Annotated in this window: 20 protein-coding genes and 1 tRNA gene; 12 read left to right on the top strand and 9 right to left on the bottom strand. The window is 70.1% G+C overall.

Annotated elements, in window-relative coordinates; translation table 11 throughout:
* Nucleotides 1–757: 757 nt before the first annotated feature.
* From mmsA to QRN49_RS11545, 4 genes are all read left to right on the top strand, one after another.
* Nucleotides 758–2,281 (top strand): multiple monosaccharide ABC transporter ATP-binding protein, encoded by a 1,524-nt coding sequence (gene mmsA, locus QRN49_RS11560; RefSeq protein ID WP_111029829.1) that lies wholly within the window; start codon nt 758–760, stop codon nt 2,279–2,281.
* Nucleotides 2,278–3,570 (top strand): ABC transporter permease subunit, encoded by a 1,293-nt coding sequence (locus QRN49_RS11555; protein ID WP_284755921.1) that lies wholly within the window; start codon nt 2,278–2,280, stop codon nt 3,568–3,570. Before mmsA ends, QRN49_RS11555 begins: the two co-directional genes overlap by 4 nt.
* A gap of 61 nt (nt 3,571–3,631) precedes the next feature.
* Nucleotides 3,632–4,735 carry a substrate-binding domain-containing protein gene (locus QRN49_RS11550; RefSeq protein ID WP_284755919.1) on the top strand — a complete coding sequence of 368 codons (1,104 nt, stop codon included), beginning with the start codon at nt 3,632–3,634 and terminating at the stop codon, nt 4,733–4,735.
* A gap of 311 nt (nt 4,736–5,046) precedes the next feature.
* On the top strand, nt 5,047–5,409 hold the full coding sequence (locus QRN49_RS11545) for a hypothetical protein (RefSeq protein WP_284755917.1): 363 nt from the start codon (nt 5,047–5,049) through the stop codon (nt 5,407–5,409).
* Between the two features lie 377 nt (nt 5,410–5,786).
* Here the strand turns inward: QRN49_RS11545 and QRN49_RS11540 are convergent, their stop codons facing one another.
* From QRN49_RS11540 to dcd, 3 genes are read right to left on the bottom strand one after another with little or no spacing between them, the layout of a single operon-like run.
* Entirely contained in the window at nt 5,787–6,134 is a 348-nt protein-coding gene (locus QRN49_RS11540; RefSeq protein ID WP_259588457.1) for a HepT-like ribonuclease domain-containing protein, read from the bottom strand.
* A complete protein-coding gene (locus QRN49_RS11535) occupies nt 6,131–6,646 on the bottom strand; it encodes a helix-turn-helix domain-containing protein (protein ID WP_110864943.1) in 516 nt (171 codons plus the stop codon). Before QRN49_RS11535 ends, QRN49_RS11540 begins: the two co-directional genes overlap by 4 nt.
* Before the next feature lie 54 nt (nt 6,647–6,700).
* A complete protein-coding gene (dcd, locus tag QRN49_RS11530; RefSeq protein WP_027464935.1) occupies nt 6,701–7,288 on the bottom strand; it encodes a dCTP deaminase in 588 nt (195 codons plus the stop codon).
* Nucleotides 7,289–7,371: 83 nt separating this feature from the next.
* Here dcd and QRN49_RS11525 point away from each other — a divergent pair, with 83 nt between their 5' ends.
* Together QRN49_RS11525 and QRN49_RS11520 are read left to right on the top strand one after the other, a co-directional pair.
* Complete coding sequence (locus QRN49_RS11525; protein ID WP_213201611.1) at nt 7,372–8,463, top strand: GNAT family N-acetyltransferase; 1,092 nt, start codon at nt 7,372–7,374, stop codon at nt 8,461–8,463.
* A gap of 52 nt (nt 8,464–8,515) precedes the next feature.
* Entirely contained in the window at nt 8,516–10,561 is a 2,046-nt protein-coding gene (locus QRN49_RS11520; RefSeq protein WP_111224761.1) for a bifunctional copper resistance protein CopD/cytochrome c oxidase assembly protein, read from the top strand.
* Between the two features lie 36 nt (nt 10,562–10,597).
* Here QRN49_RS11520 and QRN49_RS11515 read toward each other — a convergent pair whose 3' ends face one another.
* Complete coding sequence (locus QRN49_RS11515; RefSeq protein WP_284755910.1) at nt 10,598–10,984, bottom strand: hypothetical protein; 387 nt, start codon at nt 10,982–10,984, stop codon at nt 10,598–10,600.
* The gene (locus tag QRN49_RS11510; protein ID WP_209049763.1) at nt 10,935–12,044 is read right to left on the bottom strand and encodes a DUF6177 family protein; all 1,110 of its coding nucleotides are present in this window, start codon (nt 12,042–12,044) and stop codon (nt 10,935–10,937) included. The genes QRN49_RS11515 and QRN49_RS11510 overlap by 50 nt, the downstream gene beginning before the upstream one ends.
* Nucleotides 12,045–12,239: 195 nt before the next feature.
* On the opposite strand from QRN49_RS11510, the gene QRN49_RS11505 reads away from it, so the two are divergent.
* From QRN49_RS11505 to QRN49_RS11490, 4 genes are all read left to right on the top strand, one after another.
* A tRNA-Gly gene (locus QRN49_RS11505) sits at nt 12,240–12,310 on the top strand.
* A gap of 22 nt (nt 12,311–12,332) precedes the next feature.
* The gene (locus QRN49_RS11500) at nt 12,333–13,469 is read left to right on the top strand and encodes an FAD-dependent oxidoreductase (RefSeq protein ID WP_284755908.1); all 1,137 of its coding nucleotides are present in this window, start codon (nt 12,333–12,335) and stop codon (nt 13,467–13,469) included.
* 58 nt (nt 13,470–13,527) lie between these two features.
* Nucleotides 13,528–14,574, top strand: a complete 1,047-nt coding sequence (locus QRN49_RS11495) for a glycerate kinase (RefSeq protein ID WP_284755906.1) — start codon at nt 13,528–13,530, stop codon at nt 14,572–14,574.
* Nucleotides 14,575–14,710: 136 nt separating this feature from the next.
* Nucleotides 14,711–15,757 carry an NAD(P)-dependent alcohol dehydrogenase gene (locus tag QRN49_RS11490; protein ID WP_260688158.1) on the top strand — a complete coding sequence of 349 codons (1,047 nt, stop codon included), beginning with the start codon at nt 14,711–14,713 and terminating at the stop codon, nt 15,755–15,757.
* 72 nt (nt 15,758–15,829) lie between these two features.
* On the opposite strand, the gene QRN49_RS11485 is transcribed toward QRN49_RS11490, so the two are convergent.
* From QRN49_RS11485 to QRN49_RS11470, 4 genes are read right to left on the bottom strand one after another with little or no spacing between them, the layout of a single operon-like run.
* Complete coding sequence (locus QRN49_RS11485; RefSeq protein ID WP_284755903.1) at nt 15,830–17,281, bottom strand: hypothetical protein; 1,452 nt, start codon at nt 17,279–17,281, stop codon at nt 15,830–15,832.
* Nucleotides 17,271–18,110, bottom strand: coding sequence for a TIGR03943 family putative permease subunit (locus tag QRN49_RS11480; protein WP_284755901.1), 840 nt, complete (start codon nt 18,108–18,110; stop codon nt 17,271–17,273). The genes QRN49_RS11485 and QRN49_RS11480 overlap by 11 nt, the downstream gene beginning before the upstream one ends.
* Nucleotides 18,097–19,110, bottom strand: a complete 1,014-nt coding sequence (locus QRN49_RS11475; RefSeq protein WP_284755900.1) for a permease — start codon at nt 19,108–19,110, stop codon at nt 18,097–18,099. Before QRN49_RS11475 ends, QRN49_RS11480 begins: the two co-directional genes overlap by 14 nt.
* Before the next feature lie 49 nt (nt 19,111–19,159).
* Entirely contained in the window at nt 19,160–19,738 is a 579-nt protein-coding gene (locus tag QRN49_RS11470; RefSeq protein WP_258320885.1) for a TetR/AcrR family transcriptional regulator, read from the bottom strand.
* Nucleotides 19,739–19,850: 112 nt separating this feature from the next.
* On the opposite strand from QRN49_RS11470, the gene QRN49_RS11465 reads away from it, so the two are divergent.
* A complete protein-coding gene (locus QRN49_RS11465; RefSeq protein WP_027464946.1) occupies nt 19,851–20,165 on the top strand; it encodes a DMT family transporter in 315 nt (104 codons plus the stop codon).
* Between the two features lies 1 nt (nt 20,166).
* Nucleotides 20,167–20,508: a DMT family transporter gene (locus QRN49_RS11460; RefSeq protein ID WP_284755893.1), complete on the top strand. Its 342-nt coding sequence runs from the start codon at nt 20,167–20,169 to the stop codon at nt 20,506–20,508.
* Nucleotides 20,509–20,638 lie beyond the last annotated feature (130 nt).

Genomic DNA, 20,638 nt, shown 5'->3' with positions numbered 1-20,638 from the left:
TGCCACGAACTTCCGACCAGGTACGCCCGAAACGACCCGGTACGCCCGGAACCACGCTGCCGCCCCGGAGTACCTGCCACAAACGGGCATACCTGCCACGAACTTCCGACCAGGGACGCCCGAAACGACCCGGTACGCCCGGAACCACCCGGCCACCCCGGAGTACCTGCCACGAACTTCCGACCAGGGACGCCCGAAAGGTCTCGGTACGCCCGGAACCACCCGGCCGCCCCGCAGTACCTGCCACAAACGGGCATACCTGCCACGAACTTCCGACCAGGGACGCCCGGAAGCGCCAGGCACGCTCGCTCCGACGAGGCGAGCGCGGCTCCGCACGCGACCACGAAGCGGCCGGGAGGCTCGTGGCGGGCCCGCCACGGGCCTCCCGGCCGCGCATGCGGATTCGCGCAACGAAACGCGCGCTCCCGAGCCCCCTGACCCCAACCCGGGGGACGTTCCCTCCGGATCACGCACGCCGTTACGAAAACGCGACCAATCCGAATTGACAGCCACACCGAGGCTGTGCGTAAATTGCCTCCGTCCAGCCGATGTGACCGTTCACATGAGCGTCACACCGAGCCGGATCCGGACGCGACAACGAAGTCCACACAGGCCCCCTGTGCTTTCGCTGCCGCAGCAGAACCACCCGAACACACTGCCGCACCGAAGCGGCAGAAGGAGATGCACTGTGGCGTCAACCCCGATCGACACCGGCCTCGAGACCCGGTCGATCACCGCACCCGAGACGATCCTCGAGATGCGCTCGATCACCAAGGAGTTCCCTGGTGTGAAGGCGCTGGCCGACGTCTCCCTCAGCGTCCGCGCCGGCGAGATCCACGCGATCTGCGGCGAGAACGGCGCCGGCAAGTCGACCCTGATGAAGGTCCTGTCGGGCGTCTACCCGTACGGCACCTACAGCGGCGAGATCGTCTACGAGGGCGAGGAAGTCCGCTTCTCGAACATCAAGCAGTCCGAGCAGGCCGGCATCGTCATCATCCACCAGGAGCTGGCGCTCGTCCCGGAGCTCTCGATCACCGAGAACCTGTTCCTGGGCAACGAGCCGAGCCGCGGTGGCGTCATCAACTGGACCGCCGCACAGCTCCGTGCGCAGGACCTGCTCGCCCGCGTCGGCCTGGCCGACGACCCGGACACGCAGATCAAGAACATCGGTGTCGGCAAGCAGCAGCTCGTCGAGATCGCGAAGGCCCTGCACAAGGACGTCAAGCTCCTGATCCTCGACGAGCCGACCGCCGCGCTCAACGAGAACGACTCGCAGCACCTGCTCGACCTGATCGTCGGGCTGAAGGCCAAGGGCATCGCGAGCATCATCATCAGCCACAAGCTCAACGAGATCGAGCAGATCGCGGACGAGATCACGATCATCCGCGACGGCAAGGCCATCGAGACGCTCAACGTCAAGGCGGACGGCGTCAACGAGGACCGCATCATCCGCGGCATGGTGGGCCGCTCGCTCGAGTCGCGCTTCCCGGACCGCACCCCGAAGATCGGCGAGACCTTCTTCGAGGTCCGCAACTGGACGGTGCAGCACCCGATCGACCCGTCGCGTCTGGTCTGCAAGGCATCGAACTTCCACGTCCGCAAGGGCGAGATCGTCGGCTTCGCCGGCCTGATGGGCGCCGGACGCACCGAGCTGGCGATGAGCCTGTTCGGTCGCTCCTACGGCACCTGGCTCGACGGCCAGATCATCAAGGACGGCCGCGAGATCAAGGTCACGAACGTCCAGCAGGCGATCGAGAACGGCATCGGCTACGTCTCCGAGGACCGCAAGGCGCTCGGCCTGAACCTGCTCGACACCGTGAAGCGCTCGACGGTCGCCGCCGACCTGAAGAAGATCTCGAAGGCCGGTGTCGTCGACTCGCTCGAGGAGTACTCGGTCGCCGAGAAGTACCGCAAGATGCTCCGCACCAAGGTGCCGAGCGTCGAGGACAACGTCGGCAAGCTCTCTGGTGGCAACCAGCAGAAGGTCGTCCTGTCCAAGTGGATGTTCACCGACCCGGACATCCTGATCCTCGACGAGCCCACCCGCGGTATCGACGTGGGTGCCAAGTTCGAGATCTACGGGATCATCCAGCAGCTCGCGGCCGAGGGGAAGGGCATCATCCTCATCTCGTCCGAGCTCCCCGAACTCCTCGGTCTCTCCGACCGGATCTACACCATCTTCGAGGGCCAGATCACCGCTGACCTCCCGGCCGACCAGGCCGATCCCGAATCGCTCATGCGCAGCATGACCTCCGCGCGGAAGGGCGCCACCGCCTCATGAACAACCTGAAACTGCTCTTCGGCAAGGGCAACAGCATCGGCCAGTACGGCATGATCATCGCCCTCATCGTGCTGCTGATCTTCTTCTCGATCACCACGAACGGGCTCATCCTCGAGCCGACCAACGTCATCAACCTGTTCCTGCAGTACTCCTACATCCTGATCCTGGCGCTCGGCATGGTCATGGTCATCATCGCGGGGCACATCGACCTGTCGGTCGGTTCGGTCGCAGCGGTCGTCGGCATCGTCGTGGCGCAGTCCATGGCCGTGTGGGACTTCCCGGTGTGGGCAGCGATCCTCCTGGGCCTGGCCTGCGGTGCCGCGATCGGTGCCTGGCAGGGCTTCTGGGTCGCGTTCGTGAAGGTCCCGGCCTTCATCGTGACGCTGGCCGGTCAGCTCATCTTCCGCGGTGTGAACCAGATCATCGGCAACTCGACGTCCGTTCCGGTCCCGAACGACTACATCCCGATCGGCGCCGGCTTCCTCGGCGACTTCGGCCCCGACTTCGGCTTCAGCAACGGCACCCTGCTCATCGGTCTAGCCACGATCCTCGCGCTCATCATCATCGAGGCCCGTGGCCGTGGCCGCCGCAAGAAGATGCAAGCCGAGGTCCCGCCGCTGTGGGTCTCGATCGTCCGCACCGGTATCCTGGTGGCCGTCACGCTCGTCGCCACGTACCTGTTCGGCGCCGGCCCGGTCGGCACCTCGGTCCCGGTCGTCGCGATCATCCTCGGTGTCCTGACCATCGTCTACGGCTTCGTCACGAAGAACACGATCTTCGGTCGCCAGGTCTACGCCGTCGGTGGCAACGCCAACGCCGCGGTCCTGTCGGGTGTCTCCGCGAAGAAGGTCAACTTCTTCGTCATGATGAACATGTCGGTCCTCGCCGCGATCGCCGGCATGGTCTTCGTCGCCTACTCCGGCGCCTCTGGCCCCGCGGACGGCACCGGTTGGGAGCTCGACGCTATCGCCGCCGTCTTCGTCGGTGGTGCAGCGGTCGCCGGTGGTGTCGGCACGATCTCCGGATCGATCATCGGTGGTCTCGTGATGGCGCTGCTGTCGAACGGCCTGCAGCTGATGGGCCTCGAGTCCAACAAGGTGCAGATCATCCGCGGTCTGGTCCTGCTCGTCGCGGTCGCCTTCGACGTCTACTCGAAGTCGCAGGGTCGCCCGTCCCTCATCGGGGGCATGATGCGGCAGTTCCAGCGGAAGGACACCGAGGAGAACACGGTGTCCGCCCAGCAGCCGCGGTCCATCGAGGACCAGCCCGACAAGATCACCCTCCCCTAGTCCCAACTCCCCACACCGGGGCCCCGGCCCCACACCTCCTCAACGAAGAGAAAGCAATCACATGCGCAAGAAGATCGTCGCCGGCCTCAGCCTGGCGCTCATCGCGGGCCTCGCCCTCAGCGGTTGCTCGGCACGCGGCTCGTCCGACGACGCCGGCAGCACCAGCACCATCAAGAAGGGCGACCTCATCGGCGTCGCCCTGCCGGCCAAGACCTCGCAGAACTGGGTCCTCGCCGGTGCGGCGTTCAAGAAGTCGATCGAGGAAGCCGGATTCAAGGCCGACATCCAGTACGCGAAGGCAGACGGCCCCGTCCCGGACCAGCAGGGTCAGATCGCGACCATGATCACCAAGGGCGCCAAGGCCGTCATCATCGGCGCGGCCGATGGTTCGCAGCTGACCGCGCAGGTCAAGTCGGCCAAGGCTTCTGGTGCTGTCGTCATCGCCTGGGACCGCAACATCCTGAACACGAAGAACGTCGACTACTACGTGGCGTTCAACAACTTCAAGGTCGGTCAGCTCCAGGCCGAGGCGCTGCTCAAGGGCCTCGAGGAGAAGAAGGGCGACAAGCCGTACAACGTCGAGCTCTTCGCCGGTTCGCCGGACGACGCCAACGCCACCGTGTTCTTCAACGGTGCGATGGACGTCCTGCAGCCGAAGATCGACGACGGCACCATCAAGGTCGTCTCCGGTCAGACCACGTTCCAGAAGGTTGTCACGCAGGGCTGGCTCGCACAGAAGGCCCAGTCGCGCATGACCGACCTGCTCGCGCAGTACTACACGGGGGACACCGAGCTCGACGGCGTCCTGTCGCCGAACGACACGCTCGCCCGTGCGATCCTCACCGCGACCAAGGCCGCCGGCAAGGACAACCCCGTCGTGACCGGGCAGGACTCGGAGACCGCGTCGATCCCGCTCATCATGCAGGGCACGCAGTACTCGACGATCTTCAAGGACACCACGAAGGAAGCCCAGGCTGCCGTCGACCTCGTCTCCACCCTGTCGAAGGGCGACAAGCCCGAGACCAAGATGGACAAGACGAACAACTACAACGGTGTGAAGACGGTCCCCGCGATCGAGCTCGCACCGGTCCTCGTCACCAAGGACAACGCCGTCGAGGCCTACAAGGGCAACGACACCCTCGAGGAGCTCGCCAAGAAGGGCTGATCTCCCCAGCACCACGGACGGCCCCGTCTCGCCTCGGCGAGACGGGGCCGTCCTGTTCATCCCAATTCGATCACCAGATCACTACGGACGCACCCCGACGTTCCGACAGCGGGCGGGGGCCAAGACGAGCAACTCAGGTGATCAATCGTCTAGGTGAGTGCAACCTCAGAGACAGGCGCTGTGTTTCGGCTGATATGCAGGCAGCAGGGTACGGAGCGAGTCCGCAAAATGTTCGACTAGCGCCACGTTAAGCGTAGTCATAGATTTCGTACGGCGCTGAACTCAGCGCCTCAGGATCAAAGGGGATCTTTATGAAGTTTTCGTTGAAAGCAACCGCGGTGCTCGTCGCAGCAGCTGCCTTGGTGGGGTCAGTAAGCCTTCCGGCTCAGGCCGTCGGTGTTGCCGCTCAGACATGTCCAGGCGGTTCGGTCGTCGGACATTCCTCCACACGTGGCGGAGCAGACACGAACGCCACCGGGTGTAAGGACGCACTCAAGGTGGCGGTTCGTCAGCACTACACCGCAACGGGGGGCAAGGCCTACATCACGAAGTGGAAGATCAGCGGCAACTACGTGCTGACCATCAAGCAAGCCAATCCCGGCTACCCGGTCTTCCAGGCCGACCACTACTACGTCGCTGGCGTCGCGGGCCAGAAGCCGATCTTCTCGCAGTGAGACGCGCATTCGCCACGGTCGCGGTGGCCCTCGTCATTGTGATGGGGGCCACCGCCTGCGCAGGTGCCCGAGAAAGCGGGGCTTCGGATACCGATAGCACGCAGTTAATCTCACCGCCCACAGAGGGCTCCATAACGCTGCGTCAGTACGACGCAGCGTTTAGGTCTTTCCGAGCATGCGTCCACCGTGGAGGAGTGGAACTGATCACAGGCGGACGAGACGATTCAGGCATCGAGTATTCTTTCGCCGCCGAAGATGCTGATGTCGTGGATCCGTGTTACGCGCAGTTCTTTCGTGATCAAGACATACGTTGGCAACAGCAAATGCAGAAAGGTCCCTGACCATTCACCCGGCTGCGCTGGGTGCGGAGTCCCCTTTCAAAGATGGGCAGCGCGCAACCGGCGCGCGGCGTCGGCGAGGTGCGGGACGTCGGTGCGGGCGGTGCCGAACACCAGCGCACGCGTCGTGTCGAAGTACCGCCGGGTCAGCCGCTCCCCCAGGTCGGACACGCGCGACCACGGGATGCCGGGCTCGCTCGCGGTGACCCCGGCGGGGAGCACCCGGACCGCCTCACCGATCTCGACCAGACGCATCCGGACCGCGTCGTGCACCAGGTCCTCGGGCACCCGCTCGTCGTCGATGTAGCGCCGGATCGCCTCGCACGCCCGGATGACGTCGTCGAGGCGGTCGGCCACGGCACGGCGGATGCCGGGCTGCCCGCTCACAGCGGCACCGCGGTCCGGACGACCCCGGGGCGCATGCCCGCGGCGTCGACGACGTCGACGCGGACTCCGAGCAACCGTTCGGCGGCGTCCTGGATGCGCATCAGCGCGAAGATGCCGAGCCCCGCGTCGACGTCGACCATCAGGTCGACGTCACTGTCCGGGCCGTCCTCACCCCGGGCGACGCTGCCGAAGATGCGGGGGTTCCGCCCGCCGAACCGCTGCACGATCTCGATGAGGTCCTGCCGGGCCGCGACCACGCGCTCGAGGAGCGGCGGGGGTTCCTCGACCGGCTGCAGGTCGATCGTCGTCGTGAAGCCCGCCGCGCGGAGCATCCGCTGCAGGGCTGCGAGCGACGGTTCGCGCCGACCGTTCTCGTACGTGCTGATGACGCTCTGCGTGACGCCCGCGCGCTGGGCGAGCTGGACCTGGGTCAGTTCGGCGCGTTCACGGGCGTCGCGGATGAGCACCGCGGCCGACAGTGGCGGGGCGGACCGTGGGGGAACAGCGGACATGCTGCAACGATACACAGCATCCAACATTTCGTCCGCCGCCGGATCGGCGCACGCTCAGCGGGGGTCGGAGACGTCCGCGCGGTGGAAGTTCTGCGCCGAGCGCGACGCGGTCGGGCCACGCTGACCCTGGTAGCGGGACTGGTACTCGGCGGAACCGTAGGGCTTCTCGGCCGGGCTCGACAGCTGGAAGAAGCACAGCTGTCCGATCTTCATCCCCGGCCAGAGCTTGATGGGCAGGGTCGCGACGTTCGACAGCTCGAGCGTCACGTGCCCGGAGAACCCGGGGTCGATGAAGCCCGCGGTCGAGTGGGTCAGGAGGCCGAGGCGGCCGAGCGAGCTCTTGCCCTCGAGCCGAGCGGCGATGTCGTCGGGCAGCGTCACGACCTCGAACGTGGAACCGAGGACGAACTCGCCCGGGTGCAGCACGAACGCCTCGTCCGGGTCGGTCTCGACCAGGCGGGTCAGGTCGGGCTGGTCCACCGCGGGGTCGATGTGCGGGTACTTGTGGTTGTCGAACAGCCGGAAGAACTTGTCGAGCCGGACGTCGATGCTCGACGGCTGCACGAGCGAGGCGTCGTACGGGTCGAGGCCGATCCGGCCTTCGGCGAGCTGGGCGGTGATGTCGCGGTCGGAGAGCAGCACGGACGAAGCCTAGCGGCAGCGGGCGTCGCGCCGGTATGCTGCCAGGCTGCCCACCACCCGGGCGGGCGGCGTTCGGAGCAGTGATGACCACGTACACCGTCGACGAGATCACGGTGCCCGCCTCGATGGACGACGACCCGGCGACCGTCGCGACCTTCGCCGAGTGGCTCGCGGTGTCCGACGGCGCCGAAGCCGCCGTGCACGGGCTGCACGAGTTGGCCTGGACGCCGGAGGAGTACCTGCCGCTGTGCCGCGAACCGGGTGCCCCGAGCCGGCTCGTCGTCGCCCGCGACGACCGCGGCACCGTGGTCGGTGCGGGCTCGTACGACACGAAGCAGGAGCCCGGCACCACCAACTGCTGGCTGTCGGTCGGCGTCGTCCCCGAGCACCAGCGCCGCGGTGTCGGGACGCTGCTCGCCGACCTCCTGGAGTCGATGGCCCGCGCCGACGGCCGCACGCAGTGGAAGACGTACGCCGTCTCGCGGCAGGTCGGGCCCGCGTCCGGGCCCGGGTACGTGCAGGCCCCGACGGGGTTCGGCGCCGTCCCGGAGGACGAGGCCGGGGTGCGGTTCCTGACCGCCCGCGGCTGGCACTTCGGCCAGGTGAACCGGATCAGCCGGCTCCCGCTGCCCGCCGACGCATCCGTGGTGCGCGGACTGCACGAGCGGGCGTCTGCTGCAGCCGGGCCGGAGTACCGCGTACACGCCTGGACCGGTCGGACGCCGGAGCAGTGGCTCGACGGCATCGCCGTGCTCGAGACCCGGATGAGCACCGACGCGCCCGCCGGGGACATGGAGGAGCCCGAGGACGTCTGGACCGCCGAACGACTCCGGGAGCACGAGGACGAGCTCGCCCGGGCACCGCGCGCCCTGCTCACCGTGGCCGTCGAGCACCTACCCACGACCACCCTGGCCGGTTTCACGCAGCTGTCCGTGCCGGACGACCCCGCACGACCGGCACAGCAGTGGGACACCCTGGTGCTCCGCGAGCACCGCGGCCACCGGCTCGGCTGGCTGCTCAAGGTCGTCGGGATCCAGGAGCTCGAGCGGCGGTTCCCGGGGCGCCCCTCGGTCATCACGTTCAACGCGGAGGAGAACCGCCACATGCTCGACGTGAACGAGGCCGTCGGGTTCGTCGGCGTCGGCTGCGAGGGCATCTGGGAACGGCGGGTCTGAGCGCGCATCCGAGGGGCCGCCGTCCAGCCGACACGCCTACGATTGGACGGTCATGACCGTCACGTCACCCGAAACCCAGCCCACGGGGTCAGCGCCGGACGCCGCCCCCACCACCGGGCGTTCGTCCACCGTCGCGACGGTCCTCGTCATCGCGATCCCGCTGGCCGTCGCGTGCTCGATCCTCGGGCTGACGATCACCGGTGCCTTCAGCGCGAGTCAGCAGCTGGTCTCCGCCGGAGACGTCGTCGAGTACGGCCTGCCGATCGCCCGGGTCGTGCACGACACGATGGCGGCGCTGACCATCGGGCTCCTCATCGTCGCGGCGTTCGCGCTGCCCGCGCAGAAGAAGGACCACGGCGCCCTGTCCAGCGTGCAGCACCGTGCGACCCGTTGGGCTGCTGCGACCGGCGCCGTCTGGTTCCTGGCTGCCGCGGTGAGCATCGTCCTGACCGGTGCGAACACCCTCGGTGTCCCGCTCACCAGCCCGGTGTTCGCCCGCAACTTCATGCTCTTCGCGTTCCAGGTCGAGATCGGCCAGGCGCTCGTGGTCTCGGCCGCCGCGATCCTCGTCGCCACGGTGGTCGCCGCCTTCGCCACGCGGGTGACGACCCTGGCGTTCGCCACCGTGATCGGCCTGTTCGCCCTGCTCCCCCTGGCGCTGTCCGGCCACGCCGCGGGGTCGCTCGAGCACGCGAACGCGGTGAACTCGCTCGCGATCCACCTGGTCGGGGTGTGCGTGTGGGCCGGTGGCCTGGTCGCCGTGGTCCTGCTCCGCACCCGCACCAAGGGTGCGACCGGACGCGTGATCGCCCGGTACTCGACGCTCGCCGGCTGGTCGTTCGGGGCCGTGGCGTTCTCCGGCATCGTCAACGCGTCGCTGCGCCTGACCGGCCCGCTCGACCTGTTCACGACGACGTACGGCTGGCTCATCACCGTCAAGGCGCTCATCCTCGTGCTGCTCGGCGTCGCGGGGATCGTGCAGCGCCGGAAGCTCGTGCCCGGGCTCCTCCGCGCGCCGCTCGACCGCCGCCTGTTCACCCGGTTCGCCCTGGCCGAGATCGTGTTCATGGCCGTGGCCATCGGCGTCTCGGTTGCCGTGTCCCGCTCGCAGCCGCCGATCCCGCAGACCCCGGCGACGGGCGAGGACACCCGCTCCGGCCTGATCGGGTTCCCGTTCCCGCCGGCGCAGACCACGCAGACGTACCTGACCCAGTGGCACATCGACTGGGTGTGGCTCGGTCTGGCCGTCGTCGGGGCCGTCTGGTACCTGCTGGCGGTACGCAAGCTCCGGAAGCGCGGCGACGCCTGGCCCGTCGGCCGCACCATCGCCTGGCTGATCGGCTGCGCCCTGTTCATCTGGACCACGTCGGCCGGCCCTGCCGTCTACGGCATGATCCACTTCTCGTCGCACATGCTCCAGCACATGCTGCTGATGATGTTCGTCCCGCTGCCGCTCGTGCTCGGCGGCCCGGTGCTGCTCGCGCTCCGCACCCTGCCGGTCCGGAACGACGGCTCACGCGGCGCCCGCGAGTGGCTCATGCTCTTCGTGCACTCCCGCTGGATGCAGTTCCTCGGCAAGCCCGCCGTCGCCGGGATCATCTTCGCCGGGTCGCTCGTGGTGTTCTACTTCACGCCGGCGTACCAGGCCGCGATGCAGTCGCACGAGTGGCACGTCGCGATGATCATCCACTTCGTCCTGAGCGGCTACCTGTTCTTCTGGGTCTTCGTCGGCGTCGACCCGGGGCCGCAGCGCCCGCCGTACCCGATGCTCATCATCACCCTGCTGGCCACCCTGGCGTTCCACGCGTTCTTCGGCGTCGCGGTCATGACGTCGCAGTCGGTGTTCGCGATCGACTGGTTCCACGCGCTGGGCCAGACCAACGACGCCGCACTGCTCGACGACCAGCACACCGGCGGCGGCATCGCCTGGGGCGCTTCGGAGCTCCCGATGGTCTTCGTGGCCCTGCTCGTCGTCCGGAACTGGATGCGCTCGGACAAGCGCGACGCGAAGCGCCTCGACCGCAAGGCCGACCGCGACGGTGACGCCGACCTGAAGGCCTACAACGAGCGCCTGGCGGCGATGAGCAAGCGGGACTGACCCGCAGCACCGGTCACACGGCGGGCGTTGCCCCGGTCAGTCCCCGTGGACGATGCAGACCGCGTCGAGGTCCATCGCGGCCTCGAGCGCGGCCGAGATCCCCGATTCCCCGTCGGGGCCGGCGGGGGTCACGGTGTCGACCCACCACAGCGGCGTCGCCAGGGTCGGGGCGTCCGGCAGGATCCGCTCGACCTCGTCGAAGGAGTCCACCCGGCGCACGCCGAGCACGGTGATCACCGGGTGCGTGGCGTCCCGGCAGACCTGCATCATCGGGCCGTCGTCGAGCGCCCGGACGCCCCAGGTCTCGTCGTGCAGCAGGAGCGCCTCCGCCACCTCGCGCGTCTCCACCGGCTGGCGGCAGAGGATGGTGACGTCACGCGGCACCCTGACCGCCCACCATCCGGTCGTCGCGGACGTGGCCATCGAGCGTGCCCTCGTCGTGCGCGGGGTCGAGCGGTGCGCCGCCGACCAGCTGCAGGAAGCGGTCCTCGTCGATGCGGTCGAGGAACGACTCGAGCGCTTCCCAGCCGTCCTCGAAGCGGACGATCATGCCGCCGTCGTCAGCCGCGTCGGCATCCGGACGGGCGGCCGAGCCGGAGCCGGCTGCGAAGGTCGCGGTGGTGGTGCGCGGTGGCGGCCAGACGCCGTCGCGGTCCAGGAAGCCGGCGGCCTCGGGGCCCACGACGACGGCGAGCGGCGACGGTTCGCCGTGCGAGACGGCCCGCACCAGGTGGTCGGCGTCGCCGCGGCGCTGCATGACGACGCCGAACACGGGGACGACCTGGTCGGCGACCCGCTGCACGGCGTCGAACATCCGGTTCGCCAGGCCCGGGTCGGTGTTCTCCTCGGGCACGGTGAGCACGGCGGACATCGTCTCGACGACGACCCCGCCGACCAGGTGCGCGGTCATCGTCGCCGAGAACCCCTCACCGATGGCGTACGAGGTCGAGATGCCGGGCGCCTCGTGCTTCGCGTACTGCGTGACGACCCAGCGGTCCCACGGCACGGTGAGCGGTTCGGCGGTGCCCCACCGGGTCGGGCAGGTGCCGACCGTGTGGCACAGCGCCTCGATCGCGGAGCCCATGTCGACCGCACGGCCGGGATGGTGGCGGAGGGTCAGGTCGATGCTGATCTGTCGCACCGAGTCGGCCGAGACGGGGTGCTCGGGCGACGGGGTGCCCACGAGTTCGGGGCCGCGGTGCACGAAGTCCTCGATGTCGGAGGCGGCGACGCCGGTCCGGCCGTCACGCAGAGTGCCGTCGAAGTCGGACACCGCCCACGCGGCGCCGTACGCGCCGAGCGCGTGCCGGAGCGCCGGGGTGATCGCCGCGGCCCGGCCGGTGCGGAGCACGACCGTGCGTCCGGCGTCCGCCGACCGACGGAGCAGCGAGGCGAGCGCGTCGGTCAGCCACACGACGGGCGATGCGGACTCGACCACGATCGCCGAGCCGACCACGTCGTCGATGAGGGGATGCCTGACCATCCGGGTCCTCCTCGGTTCGGGGCTGGAACTCCCTGGACGGTACACACGGGGGCGACACCTGTCCGTCAGGCGCCCACCCTCACAGCGGAGACTCGGGAGGCGCGACACGCGCCCGCGAGACGGCGTACGGTGCGCGGTCGGCTGGCTTCCAGGCGAGAATCCGCTAGGCTTGCCGAGTCCCGTTCTGCGGGGCGCGCGAGTGTAGTTCAATGGTAGAACTCCAGCTTCCCAAGCTGGTAGCGCGGGTTCGATTCCCGTCACTCGCTCCGTCGGACGTACGCTCGCCGCATGTCCTCCTCCTCCGGTTCCCCCGAACACACCGCACCCGTGGTCGTCATCGGTGCCGGGGTCGTCGGCGCCGCGACCGCGTACGCCCTCACCGCCCGCGGCGAGCGCGTCCTGCTCGTGGAACAGCACGCTCGCGGCCACCACCTCGGTTCCTCGCACGGTGCGACCCGGATCTTCCGGCAGGGCTACGCCGACCCGGAGTACGTCGCGCTGACCACCCGCGCACTGGCGCTGTGGGAAGCGCTCGAGGCCGCCGCCGGCGAGGAGCTCGTCGTCCGCACGGGTGCCGTCGACCACGGTCGGCCCGAGGTCGTCGACGCGATCGCCGCGGCCCTCGCCGACGCGGACATCCCCCACGAGTCACTCACTCCGGAGCAGGCGGCAGCACGTTGGCCCGGCATCGCGTTCGAGGGGCACGTGCTGACCCACGCGTCGGCCGGACGCATCCGCTCCGAGCGGACGATCGAGGTGTTCCTCACGCTCGCCGAACGGACCGGTCTCGTCGACCTGCGGTTCGACACGCGGGTCACCGGGCTCGAGGACCACGGTGACGACGTCACCGTGACGCTGTCCGACGGCAGCGCGGTCCGTACCGCGTCCGTGGTGGCCGCGGTGGGCTCGTGGGCCCCCACGCTGGTCGGCGGGCTGCTCGCCGGACGCGGGGCGGGCCTCCCGGCCATCCGCGTCACCCAGGAGCAGCCGGCCCACTTCCCCAGCCACCTGCCGGACGCGGCCTGGCCGAGCTTCGTGCACTGGGCCGACGGCGACGACGTGTACGGGCTGCTGACGCCGGGCGAGGGCGTCAAGGTCGGGTTCCACGGCACCGGGCCGGTCGTCGACCCGGACCACCGGGACTTCACTCCCGTGCCGGCCGAGGCCGAGCGACTGCAGGCGTACGTCGCGCGGTACGTGCCGGGGGTCGACGCGACGAAACCGACGTTCATCAGCTGTCTGTACGACAACTCCCCCGACGAGGACTTCGTCATCGACCGGGTCGGGCCCCTCACGGTGGCGACGGGGTTCTCCGGGCACGGCTTCAAGTTCGCGCCACTGCTCGGCGAGATGCTCGCGGACCTCGCCACGGGCGGCGTGCCGCACCCGCGTTTCGCCCTGCCGGAGCCGGTGCCCGCGTCCTGACGCACCAACCGGTTCGCCGCACGCCGGCGTCTGGCGACCGGCCGCTACGGTGGGATCCGTGCGCATCATCGTGGCTCCGGACTCGTTCAAGGGCACCGCGACGGCGGCGTCGATCGCTGCGGCCGTTCGTGCCGGCTGGCTGACCGAACGCCCCGACGACGACGTGGTGCTCGTCCCGATGGCCGACGGCGGCGAGGGCACGCTCGACGCCTTCGAGTCCGCGGTCCCCGGAGCCGTCCGGGTCCCCGTCACCGTGACCGGGCCGGCCGGGACACCGGTCGACACCCACTGGCTCCGGCTGCCCGACGGCCGCGCGGTGGTGGAGCTCGCGGCGACGAGCGGCCTCCCCCTGCTCGACGCACCGATGCCGGACACGGCGACGAGCCGCGGGTTCGGCGAGGCGATCGCCGCCGCGCTCGACACCGGTGCCACGGGGCTCGTGCTCGGCATCGGGGGCAGCGCGTCCACCGACGGCGGGCGTCCGGTGCTCGAGGCGCTCGGACTCGACAGCGAAGGAGCCGGCACCGACGGCCTCCGGGCGCTCCCCCCGCTCGGCGTCACCGTGCTCACCGACGTCACCTCTCCGCTGCTCGGTCCGACCGGTGCCGCCGCCGTCTTCGGCCCGCAGAAGGGCATCACGCCCGACCGTGTGGCGTCCTTCGACGACCGACTCTCCGCCTGGGCCGCGCGCTTCCCCGACGTCGACCCGGACACCCCGGGCGCAGGAGCCGCCGGCGGTGTCGGGTTCGGCCTGCTGGTGTGGGGCGCCACGCTCGCCGGTGGGGCCGCGGCCGTCGCCGAGGTCCTCGGGCTGCCGGCGCTGCTCGACGGCGCCGATGTGGTGATCAGCGGCGAAGGGTGCTTCGACGGGCAGAGCGCCGTCGGCAAGGTGCCCTCGGTGGTCCGCGACCTGACCGCAGCGCATGCTCCCGGAGCCCGCTCGATGCTGGTCGCCGGCGCGATCGAGGCCCCGCTCCACGACTACGCGGCCGCCGCGTCGCTCACCGTGCTCGCGACGCAGACCACCGGCGAACCCGACGACGCCCTCGCCGACCCGCTGCGCTTCGCCACGATCGCCGGGCGGCGGCTGGCCCGGCTCGCCTGAGCGAGCAGAACGACGCGACGCGCCCGTCCGCGGGCACAGGGGTGTCCTGGTTGTACCTCCCACACGGCCGCGGCTGCGCGCAGACTGGTTCCGGGCCGGAACCGGCCCGCAACGCACCACCCCCACGAGGAGATCATTGCGCACCGTCAACGCGTACGCGGCACCGTCAGCGACCGAGCCGCTCGTCAAGACCACCATCACCCGTCGGGACGTCGGCCCGGACGACGTCGCGATCGACATCGCCTACGCCGGCATCTGCCACTCGGACATCCACACCGTCCGCGGTGAGTGGGGCCCCATCCAGTACCCGCAGGTCGTCGGCCACGAGATCGTCGGCCACGTCACCGAGGTCGGCGAGAACGTCACCAAGCACAAGGTCGGCGACCGCGTCGGCGTCGGCTGCATGGTGAACTCGTGCGGCGAGTGCGAGAACTGCGTCGCCGGCCAGGAGCAGTACTGCCTCAAGGGCAACATCGGCACGTACGCCAGCGTCGACCCGGCCGACGGCTCGATCACCCAGGGCGGCTACTCGCAGGCCGTCGTGGTGAACGAGGACTTCGTCCTCCGTGTCCCCGAGTCGCTCGACATCGAGAAGGTCGCGCCGCTGCTCTGCGCCGGCATCACCACCTACTCGCCGCTCCACCACTGGAAGGCCGGCCCCGGCACGAAGGTCGCCGTCGTCGGCATGGGCGGGCTCGGCCACATGGCCGTCAAGATCGCCGTCGCGCTCGGCGCCGAGGTCACCGTCCTGTCGCAGACCACCTCGAAGCAGGAGGACTCGCTCCGCTACGGCGCGAAGGCCCACTACGCGACGAAGGACCCGGAGACGTTCGAGAAGCTCGCGAACTCCTTCGAGCTCATCATCAACACCGTCTCGGCGAAGATCCCGATGGGCGCCTACCTCGGCCTGCTCAAGGTCGACGGCACGCTCGTCAACGTGGGCGCTCCGTCCGAGCCGCTCGAGGTGCCGGCCTTCGCGCTCATCCCGCGTCGGCTCAGCTGGGCGGGTTCCGCCATCGGCGGCATCCAGGAGACCCAGGAGATGCTCGACTTCTGCGCCGAGCACGGGATCCTCCCGGAGACCGAGCTCATCAGCGCCGACCAGATCAACGAGGCCTACGAGCGCGTGCTGTCCTCGGACGTCCGCTACCGCTTCGTGATCGACGCGGCCACGCTGGCGTAGTCGTCACCACCTGACAGACGGGAGGCCCGTTGCCGGCTGGCAACGGGCCTCCCGTCTGTCGTCTCGGTGCCGTCAGCCGACCTCGTCCCCGGACGGCAGCGCGCCGCACCAGTCGACGGAGCCCGCGTCGATGCTCGCCTCGAGCGCGCCGGAGGCCGCGTCTACGATGCTCACGAGCTCGCCGGCCGCCGACTTCGTCGCGACCGCGACGAACTGGCTGTTCGGGGACGGGCAGACCGCGGTGACGCTCGCGTCGTCGGGGATCGTCACGGGCAGCCGGGAGGCCCGTCCCCCGTCCACACGCACGATCCGTGCCGCGATGGTGCCGTCCGACCGCACGTCCCCCAGCACCCGCAGGTACGTGTCGTCGGACAGCTGGGCGATGCGGCCGAGGACGGCCGCATCGGTGCTCGCGGCGGGCGCCTGCAGCGCCGACTTCGACCCGTCGGTCAGGTCCAGCCGCTCGATCCCGGTGCCCGTCTCGACGACGGCGGTGGTGCCGGTGCCGACGAAGCCGTGCAGGTAGGTGGCGCTGCCGAGCCGGACCGGGTCGGCACGCCCGCTCATGTCGACGAGCACCAGGTCGTCGCTGCCCGTCCGGACCAACGCGCTCTCGGTCCGCGGCACGTAGGCCCACTGCCCGACCGTCATCGGCACGGCGCCCGTCTTCGGCTTGCCGTTCGCCGCGATCGCCGTGGGCATGTGCGTACCCGTCATGTCGACCACGTACAGGCCGGTGTTCCGGGACTGCCCGGTCGAGGTGTCGGCGTACTCGAACCCGAACGAAGCACCGTCGTCGGCGACGTGGAGCGCCGTGACGCGACCCTCGGCGGTCGGCAGGGTGAGGTGTTCGACGGGGGCGTCGGCGTCCTGCACGCCACCGCTCAGCGCCACGATGTCCACGGACGAGCTCGCGTCAGTGCCGCTCACGACGACCAGGGAGCGGCCGAGCCGGGCGTACTCGGAGATCGCGGTGCCCTCGTAGACCGTGGTGGCGCCGCCCGCGTCGAGGGATCGCCGGACGATGCGGTCCTTCGCCCCGGCCTGCCCGGGGACGAGTGCGAGCACGTCGGTGCTGCCGGTGCGGATCGCCGCCGTCAGGTCGGACGTGGCACGCTGCCCGGGTGCCCGCACGCCCGCGACCGTCACGGTGTACTCGCGGTCGTACGCCAGGGGTCCGGCGAACTCGACCGCGATCGTGTTGCCGCTCGAGGTCACGGTGTGCGCCGCAGCCGGGCTGACCCGGACGTCCGCGGCGGCGACCTTCTGCAGCGCCTGGTTCGCGGTCAGGATCACCCGCTGGGCCGGACGGGTGACGAGACCGGTCGCGTCGTAGGACACGTCGCGGAGCCGCGGGCCCTGCTGCGAGCCGACGACCGCGGCGAGCGCGGCGACCACGGCGAGGACCACCACGACGGCGACGTACCGGCGGTGGAAGCGGTGTGCGACGGGGCGGCGCTCGCGGCGCTGGTCTCCGCGGCGCTGGCCTTCGCGTGGCTGGTCTCCGCGACGCTCAGAACTCATACGGGTCCTCGGGCTGCGCGATGTCGGTGATCTTCGCGGCCTTCACGACGATGCGGGCGTCGGCGGACTGGTCCGGGTTGGCGGCCAGGGCTCCGCGGACGGTGACCCACTGCCCCTCGTCGGGGACGGTCCCGGCACCGGCGCCGTCGCCGGTCACGACGCCGAGGCCGACCGGTTGTGCGTCCACGGCGCAGCAGCTGATCACGAAGCGGGTGAGGGTGAAGGACCCGTCGTCGCCCGGCACCACGAAGCCCGTCAGTTCGACCTGCTTGCCGACCAGGGCCGTGGTGTCCGTGGTCTGCCGGATCAGCGCGGCCCAGTCCTTGACGCCGTACTCCGAGGTGTCGACGCCCTCGCTCCCGAGCAGCTGCACCGCGGACTCCGAGCCGGTGGCGTTGGACAGGGTCGCGGAGTCCACGCTCCGCTGCTGGGCGGTGCGGGCGGACAGGGTCGTCGGGGGCAGGACGAGCATCGCGACGGTGACGCCGATCGTGACGACGGCGGCGGCTCCGCCGAGGGCGAGGCGGACGGCGCGACGGCGGCCTCGGCCGGGGCCGGGGCCCGGCTCGTGGGCGTCGGCGTCGGCGTCGTGCTCGTCGACGTCGTCGCCGTGCGTGTGACCGTACCCGCGGGCGGTGGCCACCAGTCCGGCGATCGACGCGGGCACCCCGACGGCGGCGAGCACGACCGTGAACACCGAGTAGCGCGGGTTGATGTACAGGTCGAGGTGCCCGACCAGCGCGAGCCACAGCGTGCAGAGGGCCGCGGCCAGCACCGACCCGAGACCCAGGTACGCGGCCGCGTTGCTACGTGCATCAGACGAGGACATTCATCACCAATCCCACGGCGCCGGCGAACAGGACGCACACGACGGACAGCAGCACCAGGAAGCGGCCCCGGAACGTCGTGCGCAGCAGGGCGATCATCTTGACGTCGATGATCGGCCCGATGATCAGGAAGGCCGTGATCGACCCGGGCAGGAACGTCGACGCGAAGGACAGCGCGAAGAAGGCGTCGACGTTCGAGCAGAGCGACACCGTCATCGCCAGCAGCATCATCGCCGCGACGGACAGCACCGGGTTCGAGCCGACGGCCACCAGGGTCGAGCGGGGCACCGCGACCTGGATCGCCGCGGCGAGCCCGGCACCGACGAACAGCGCCGGCATCATCGTCGCCGTCTCGCCGCCGAACTGCGCGGCGCTCTGCCGCCAGCGGTGCAGGCCGCGGGGCGCCCCGACGGCCGCACGGCACCGGGCCTCGAAGGCGGGGAGCAGCAGGTCGGCCGGACGGCGGTGCGCGGCGACGATCCAGCCGACGAGGTTCGCGATGACGAACCCGCCGACGATGCGCACCGGCAGGATCCACCCGGACCAGCCGAACGCCTGCGCGGTGCTGATGATGACGAGCGGGTTGAGGATCGGGGCCGCGACCAGGAACGTGACGGCCTCGGCCGGCGTGAACCCGCGCATCATCAGGCCGCGGGCGAGGGGCACGTTGCCGCACTCGCACACCGGGAACAGCATGCCGATCAGGGAGATCACCGCCCGACGGCCGAAGGCGTTCTGCGGCAGGACCTTCTCGAGCGCGCCGACCGGCACCCAGACCTCGACGACGATCGACAGCACGATGCCGAGCACCACGAACGGCAGGGACTCGACGACGACGCTGATCGCCAGTGTGAGGAAGTCCTGCACGACGTCCGGCAGCCCGGTCGACCCGATGCTCGGTGAGAACAGCCGGATGCCCAGCAGGACGACGACGGCGAGCAGCACCAGGCCGGGGCCGGTGAGGCTCCGGGTGCGCTGCGGCGGCCGCGTGGTCGTCGTCACCGGGACAGGATAGGTGACGCCTCCTGCCCGGGGCTGCGCACGGGGCGGCTCAACCCGCGGTGACGCCGTCCAGGTGTCGGTCGAGCACGTCGATCGCCCAGTCGCCGGACTCCCCCGGAGCCAGCCGGACGACCTGCATCGCGAGTCCGTCCAGGAGCGCGTGGAGCCGGCAGGCCTCGTACTCCCGGTCGTCCGCCGGTACCCCGAGCAACCGGAGGACCTCCTCGCACCACGTCCGCATCGCCGCGACGGTCCGGTCGAGCGTCGGCCGGAGCCCGACGTCGGTGAGCGCGGCGTTGCCGAGCGCCAGGTAGACCTCGAGCTCGACGACCCGCTCCTCGTCGAGGGGCAGCAGCTCGAGCACGATCCGGCGTGCGCGTCGGGCGGGCGTGAGGTCGTCGGGGATGGCGTCGATGCGCTCGCGGATCCGGTCGAACACGAGCGTGATGGTGTGCTCGCGGACGCTCGCCTGGGTCGGGAACGTGTAGCGGACCGTGCTCGGCGGCAGTCCGGCCTCGGCGGCGACGTTCCGCACGCTCAACGCTCCGAGCCCGTCGCGCACGAGGACCCGGCACGCCGCCTCGGACACGGTGCGGCGCCGTTCGTCGACGTCCATGCTCCTGGCCACGACGCCATACTCGCACAGTCGTACGAACTCGTGCTACCGTCGAGGTCGTTGTCGCACAGTCGTACGACAACGAGAACGAGAACGAACGACTCCCGCAGGAAAGGACATCGTCATGGCATGGGCAATCCTCGTGCTCAGCGGCGTGCTCGAGGCCGTCTGGGCCACCGCCCTCAGCGCCTCGAACGGCTTCAAGAAGGTCGTCCCCACGATCGTGTTCGTCGCCGGGATGGCCCTGAGCATGGTGGGGCTGGCGTTCGCGATGAAGAGCATCCCGGTCGGCACCGCCTACGCCGTCTGGGTCGGCATCGGGGCATCCCTGACCGTGGTCGTCGCGATCCTCCGCCGACAGGAGGCCGCGTCCTTCGCCCGCCTCGCCCTGGTCTTCGGCCTGGTGGCGTGCGTCATCGGCCTCAAGGTGGTGAGCTGACGTGGCCTGGATCGTCCTGTTCGTCAGCGCCGCGCTCGAGACCGTCTGGGCGACCGCCCTCGGCGAGAGCGACGGTTTCACCGAGCTCCGCCCGACGATCGTGTTCGCCGTCACGATCGTGATCAGCCTCGTTGCCTTCGGCTACGTCCTGAAGCACATCCCGATCAGCACGGCGTACGCGGTGTGGACCGGTACCGGCGCCGCCCTCACCGTGCTGTGGGGCATGGCCACCGGCGCAGAGCCCGTCACCGTGCTGCGCCTGCTGTTCATCGCCGGCATCGTCGGATGCGTCGTGGGCCTCAAGCTCGTGCCAGCCCGCCCCGCCGCCGAGCCCACGCGCTGAGCGACAGCTCACGCGCCAGCGATCCCGTGAGGTGTCGCTGACCCCGTGAGGCGAGTGCGGTCCGAGCACGCGCGCCGAGACGGACGGGAGGCCCGGTGCCAGCTGGCACCGTCCCTCCCGGCACGGCCGT

Origin of the sequence: Curtobacterium sp. ME-Dv--P-122a (assembly GCF_030209645.1) — a bacterium.
Lineage (GTDB): Bacteria > Actinomycetota > Actinomycetes > Actinomycetales > Microbacteriaceae > Curtobacterium > Curtobacterium flaccumfaciens.
The sequence above is the reverse complement of the archived record's forward strand: the minus strand, read 5'-3'. Positions and strand labels throughout refer to the sequence as shown.

What these genes read in the sequence shown, in the direction of transcription:
- QRN49_RS11545 (WP_284755917.1), top strand. Translation starts at nt 5,047, where the DNA reads ATGAAGTTTTCGTTGAAAGCAACCGCGGTGCTCGTCGCAGCAGCTGCC.
- QRN49_RS11465 (WP_027464946.1), top strand. Translation starts at nt 19,851, where the DNA reads ATGGCATGGGCAATCCTCGTGCTCAGCGGCGTGCTCGAGGCCGTCTGG.
- QRN49_RS11485 (WP_284755903.1), bottom strand. Translation starts at nt 17,281, where the DNA reads ATGAGTTCTGAGCGTCGCGGAGACCAGCCACGCGAAGGCCAGCGCCGC.
- mmsA (WP_111029829.1), top strand. Translation starts at nt 758, where the DNA reads ATGCGCTCGATCACCAAGGAGTTCCCTGGTGTGAAGGCGCTGGCCGAC.
- QRN49_RS11535 (WP_110864943.1), bottom strand. Translation starts at nt 6,646, where the DNA reads ATGTCCGCTGTTCCCCCACGGTCCGCCCCGCCACTGTCGGCCGCGGTG.
- QRN49_RS11555 (WP_284755921.1), top strand. Translation starts at nt 2,278, where the DNA reads ATGAACAACCTGAAACTGCTCTTCGGCAAGGGCAACAGCATCGGCCAG.
- QRN49_RS11480 (WP_284755901.1), bottom strand. Translation starts at nt 18,110, where the DNA reads ATGTCCTCGTCTGATGCACGTAGCAACGCGGCCGCGTACCTGGGTCTC.
- QRN49_RS11515 (WP_284755910.1), bottom strand. Translation starts at nt 10,984, where the DNA reads ATGGCCACGTCCGCGACGACCGGATGGTGGGCGGTCAGGGTGCCGCGT.
- QRN49_RS11500 (WP_284755908.1), top strand. Translation starts at nt 12,333, where the DNA reads ATGTCCTCCTCCTCCGGTTCCCCCGAACACACCGCACCCGTGGTCGTC.
- QRN49_RS11520 (WP_111224761.1), top strand. Translation starts at nt 8,516, where the DNA reads ATGACCGTCACGTCACCCGAAACCCAGCCCACGGGGTCAGCGCCGGAC.
- QRN49_RS11510 (WP_209049763.1), bottom strand. Translation starts at nt 12,044, where the DNA reads ATGGTCAGGCATCCCCTCATCGACGACGTGGTCGGCTCGGCGATCGTG.
- QRN49_RS11550 (WP_284755919.1), top strand. Translation starts at nt 3,632, where the DNA reads ATGCGCAAGAAGATCGTCGCCGGCCTCAGCCTGGCGCTCATCGCGGGC.
- QRN49_RS11525 (WP_213201611.1), top strand. Translation starts at nt 7,372, where the DNA reads ATGACCACGTACACCGTCGACGAGATCACGGTGCCCGCCTCGATGGAC.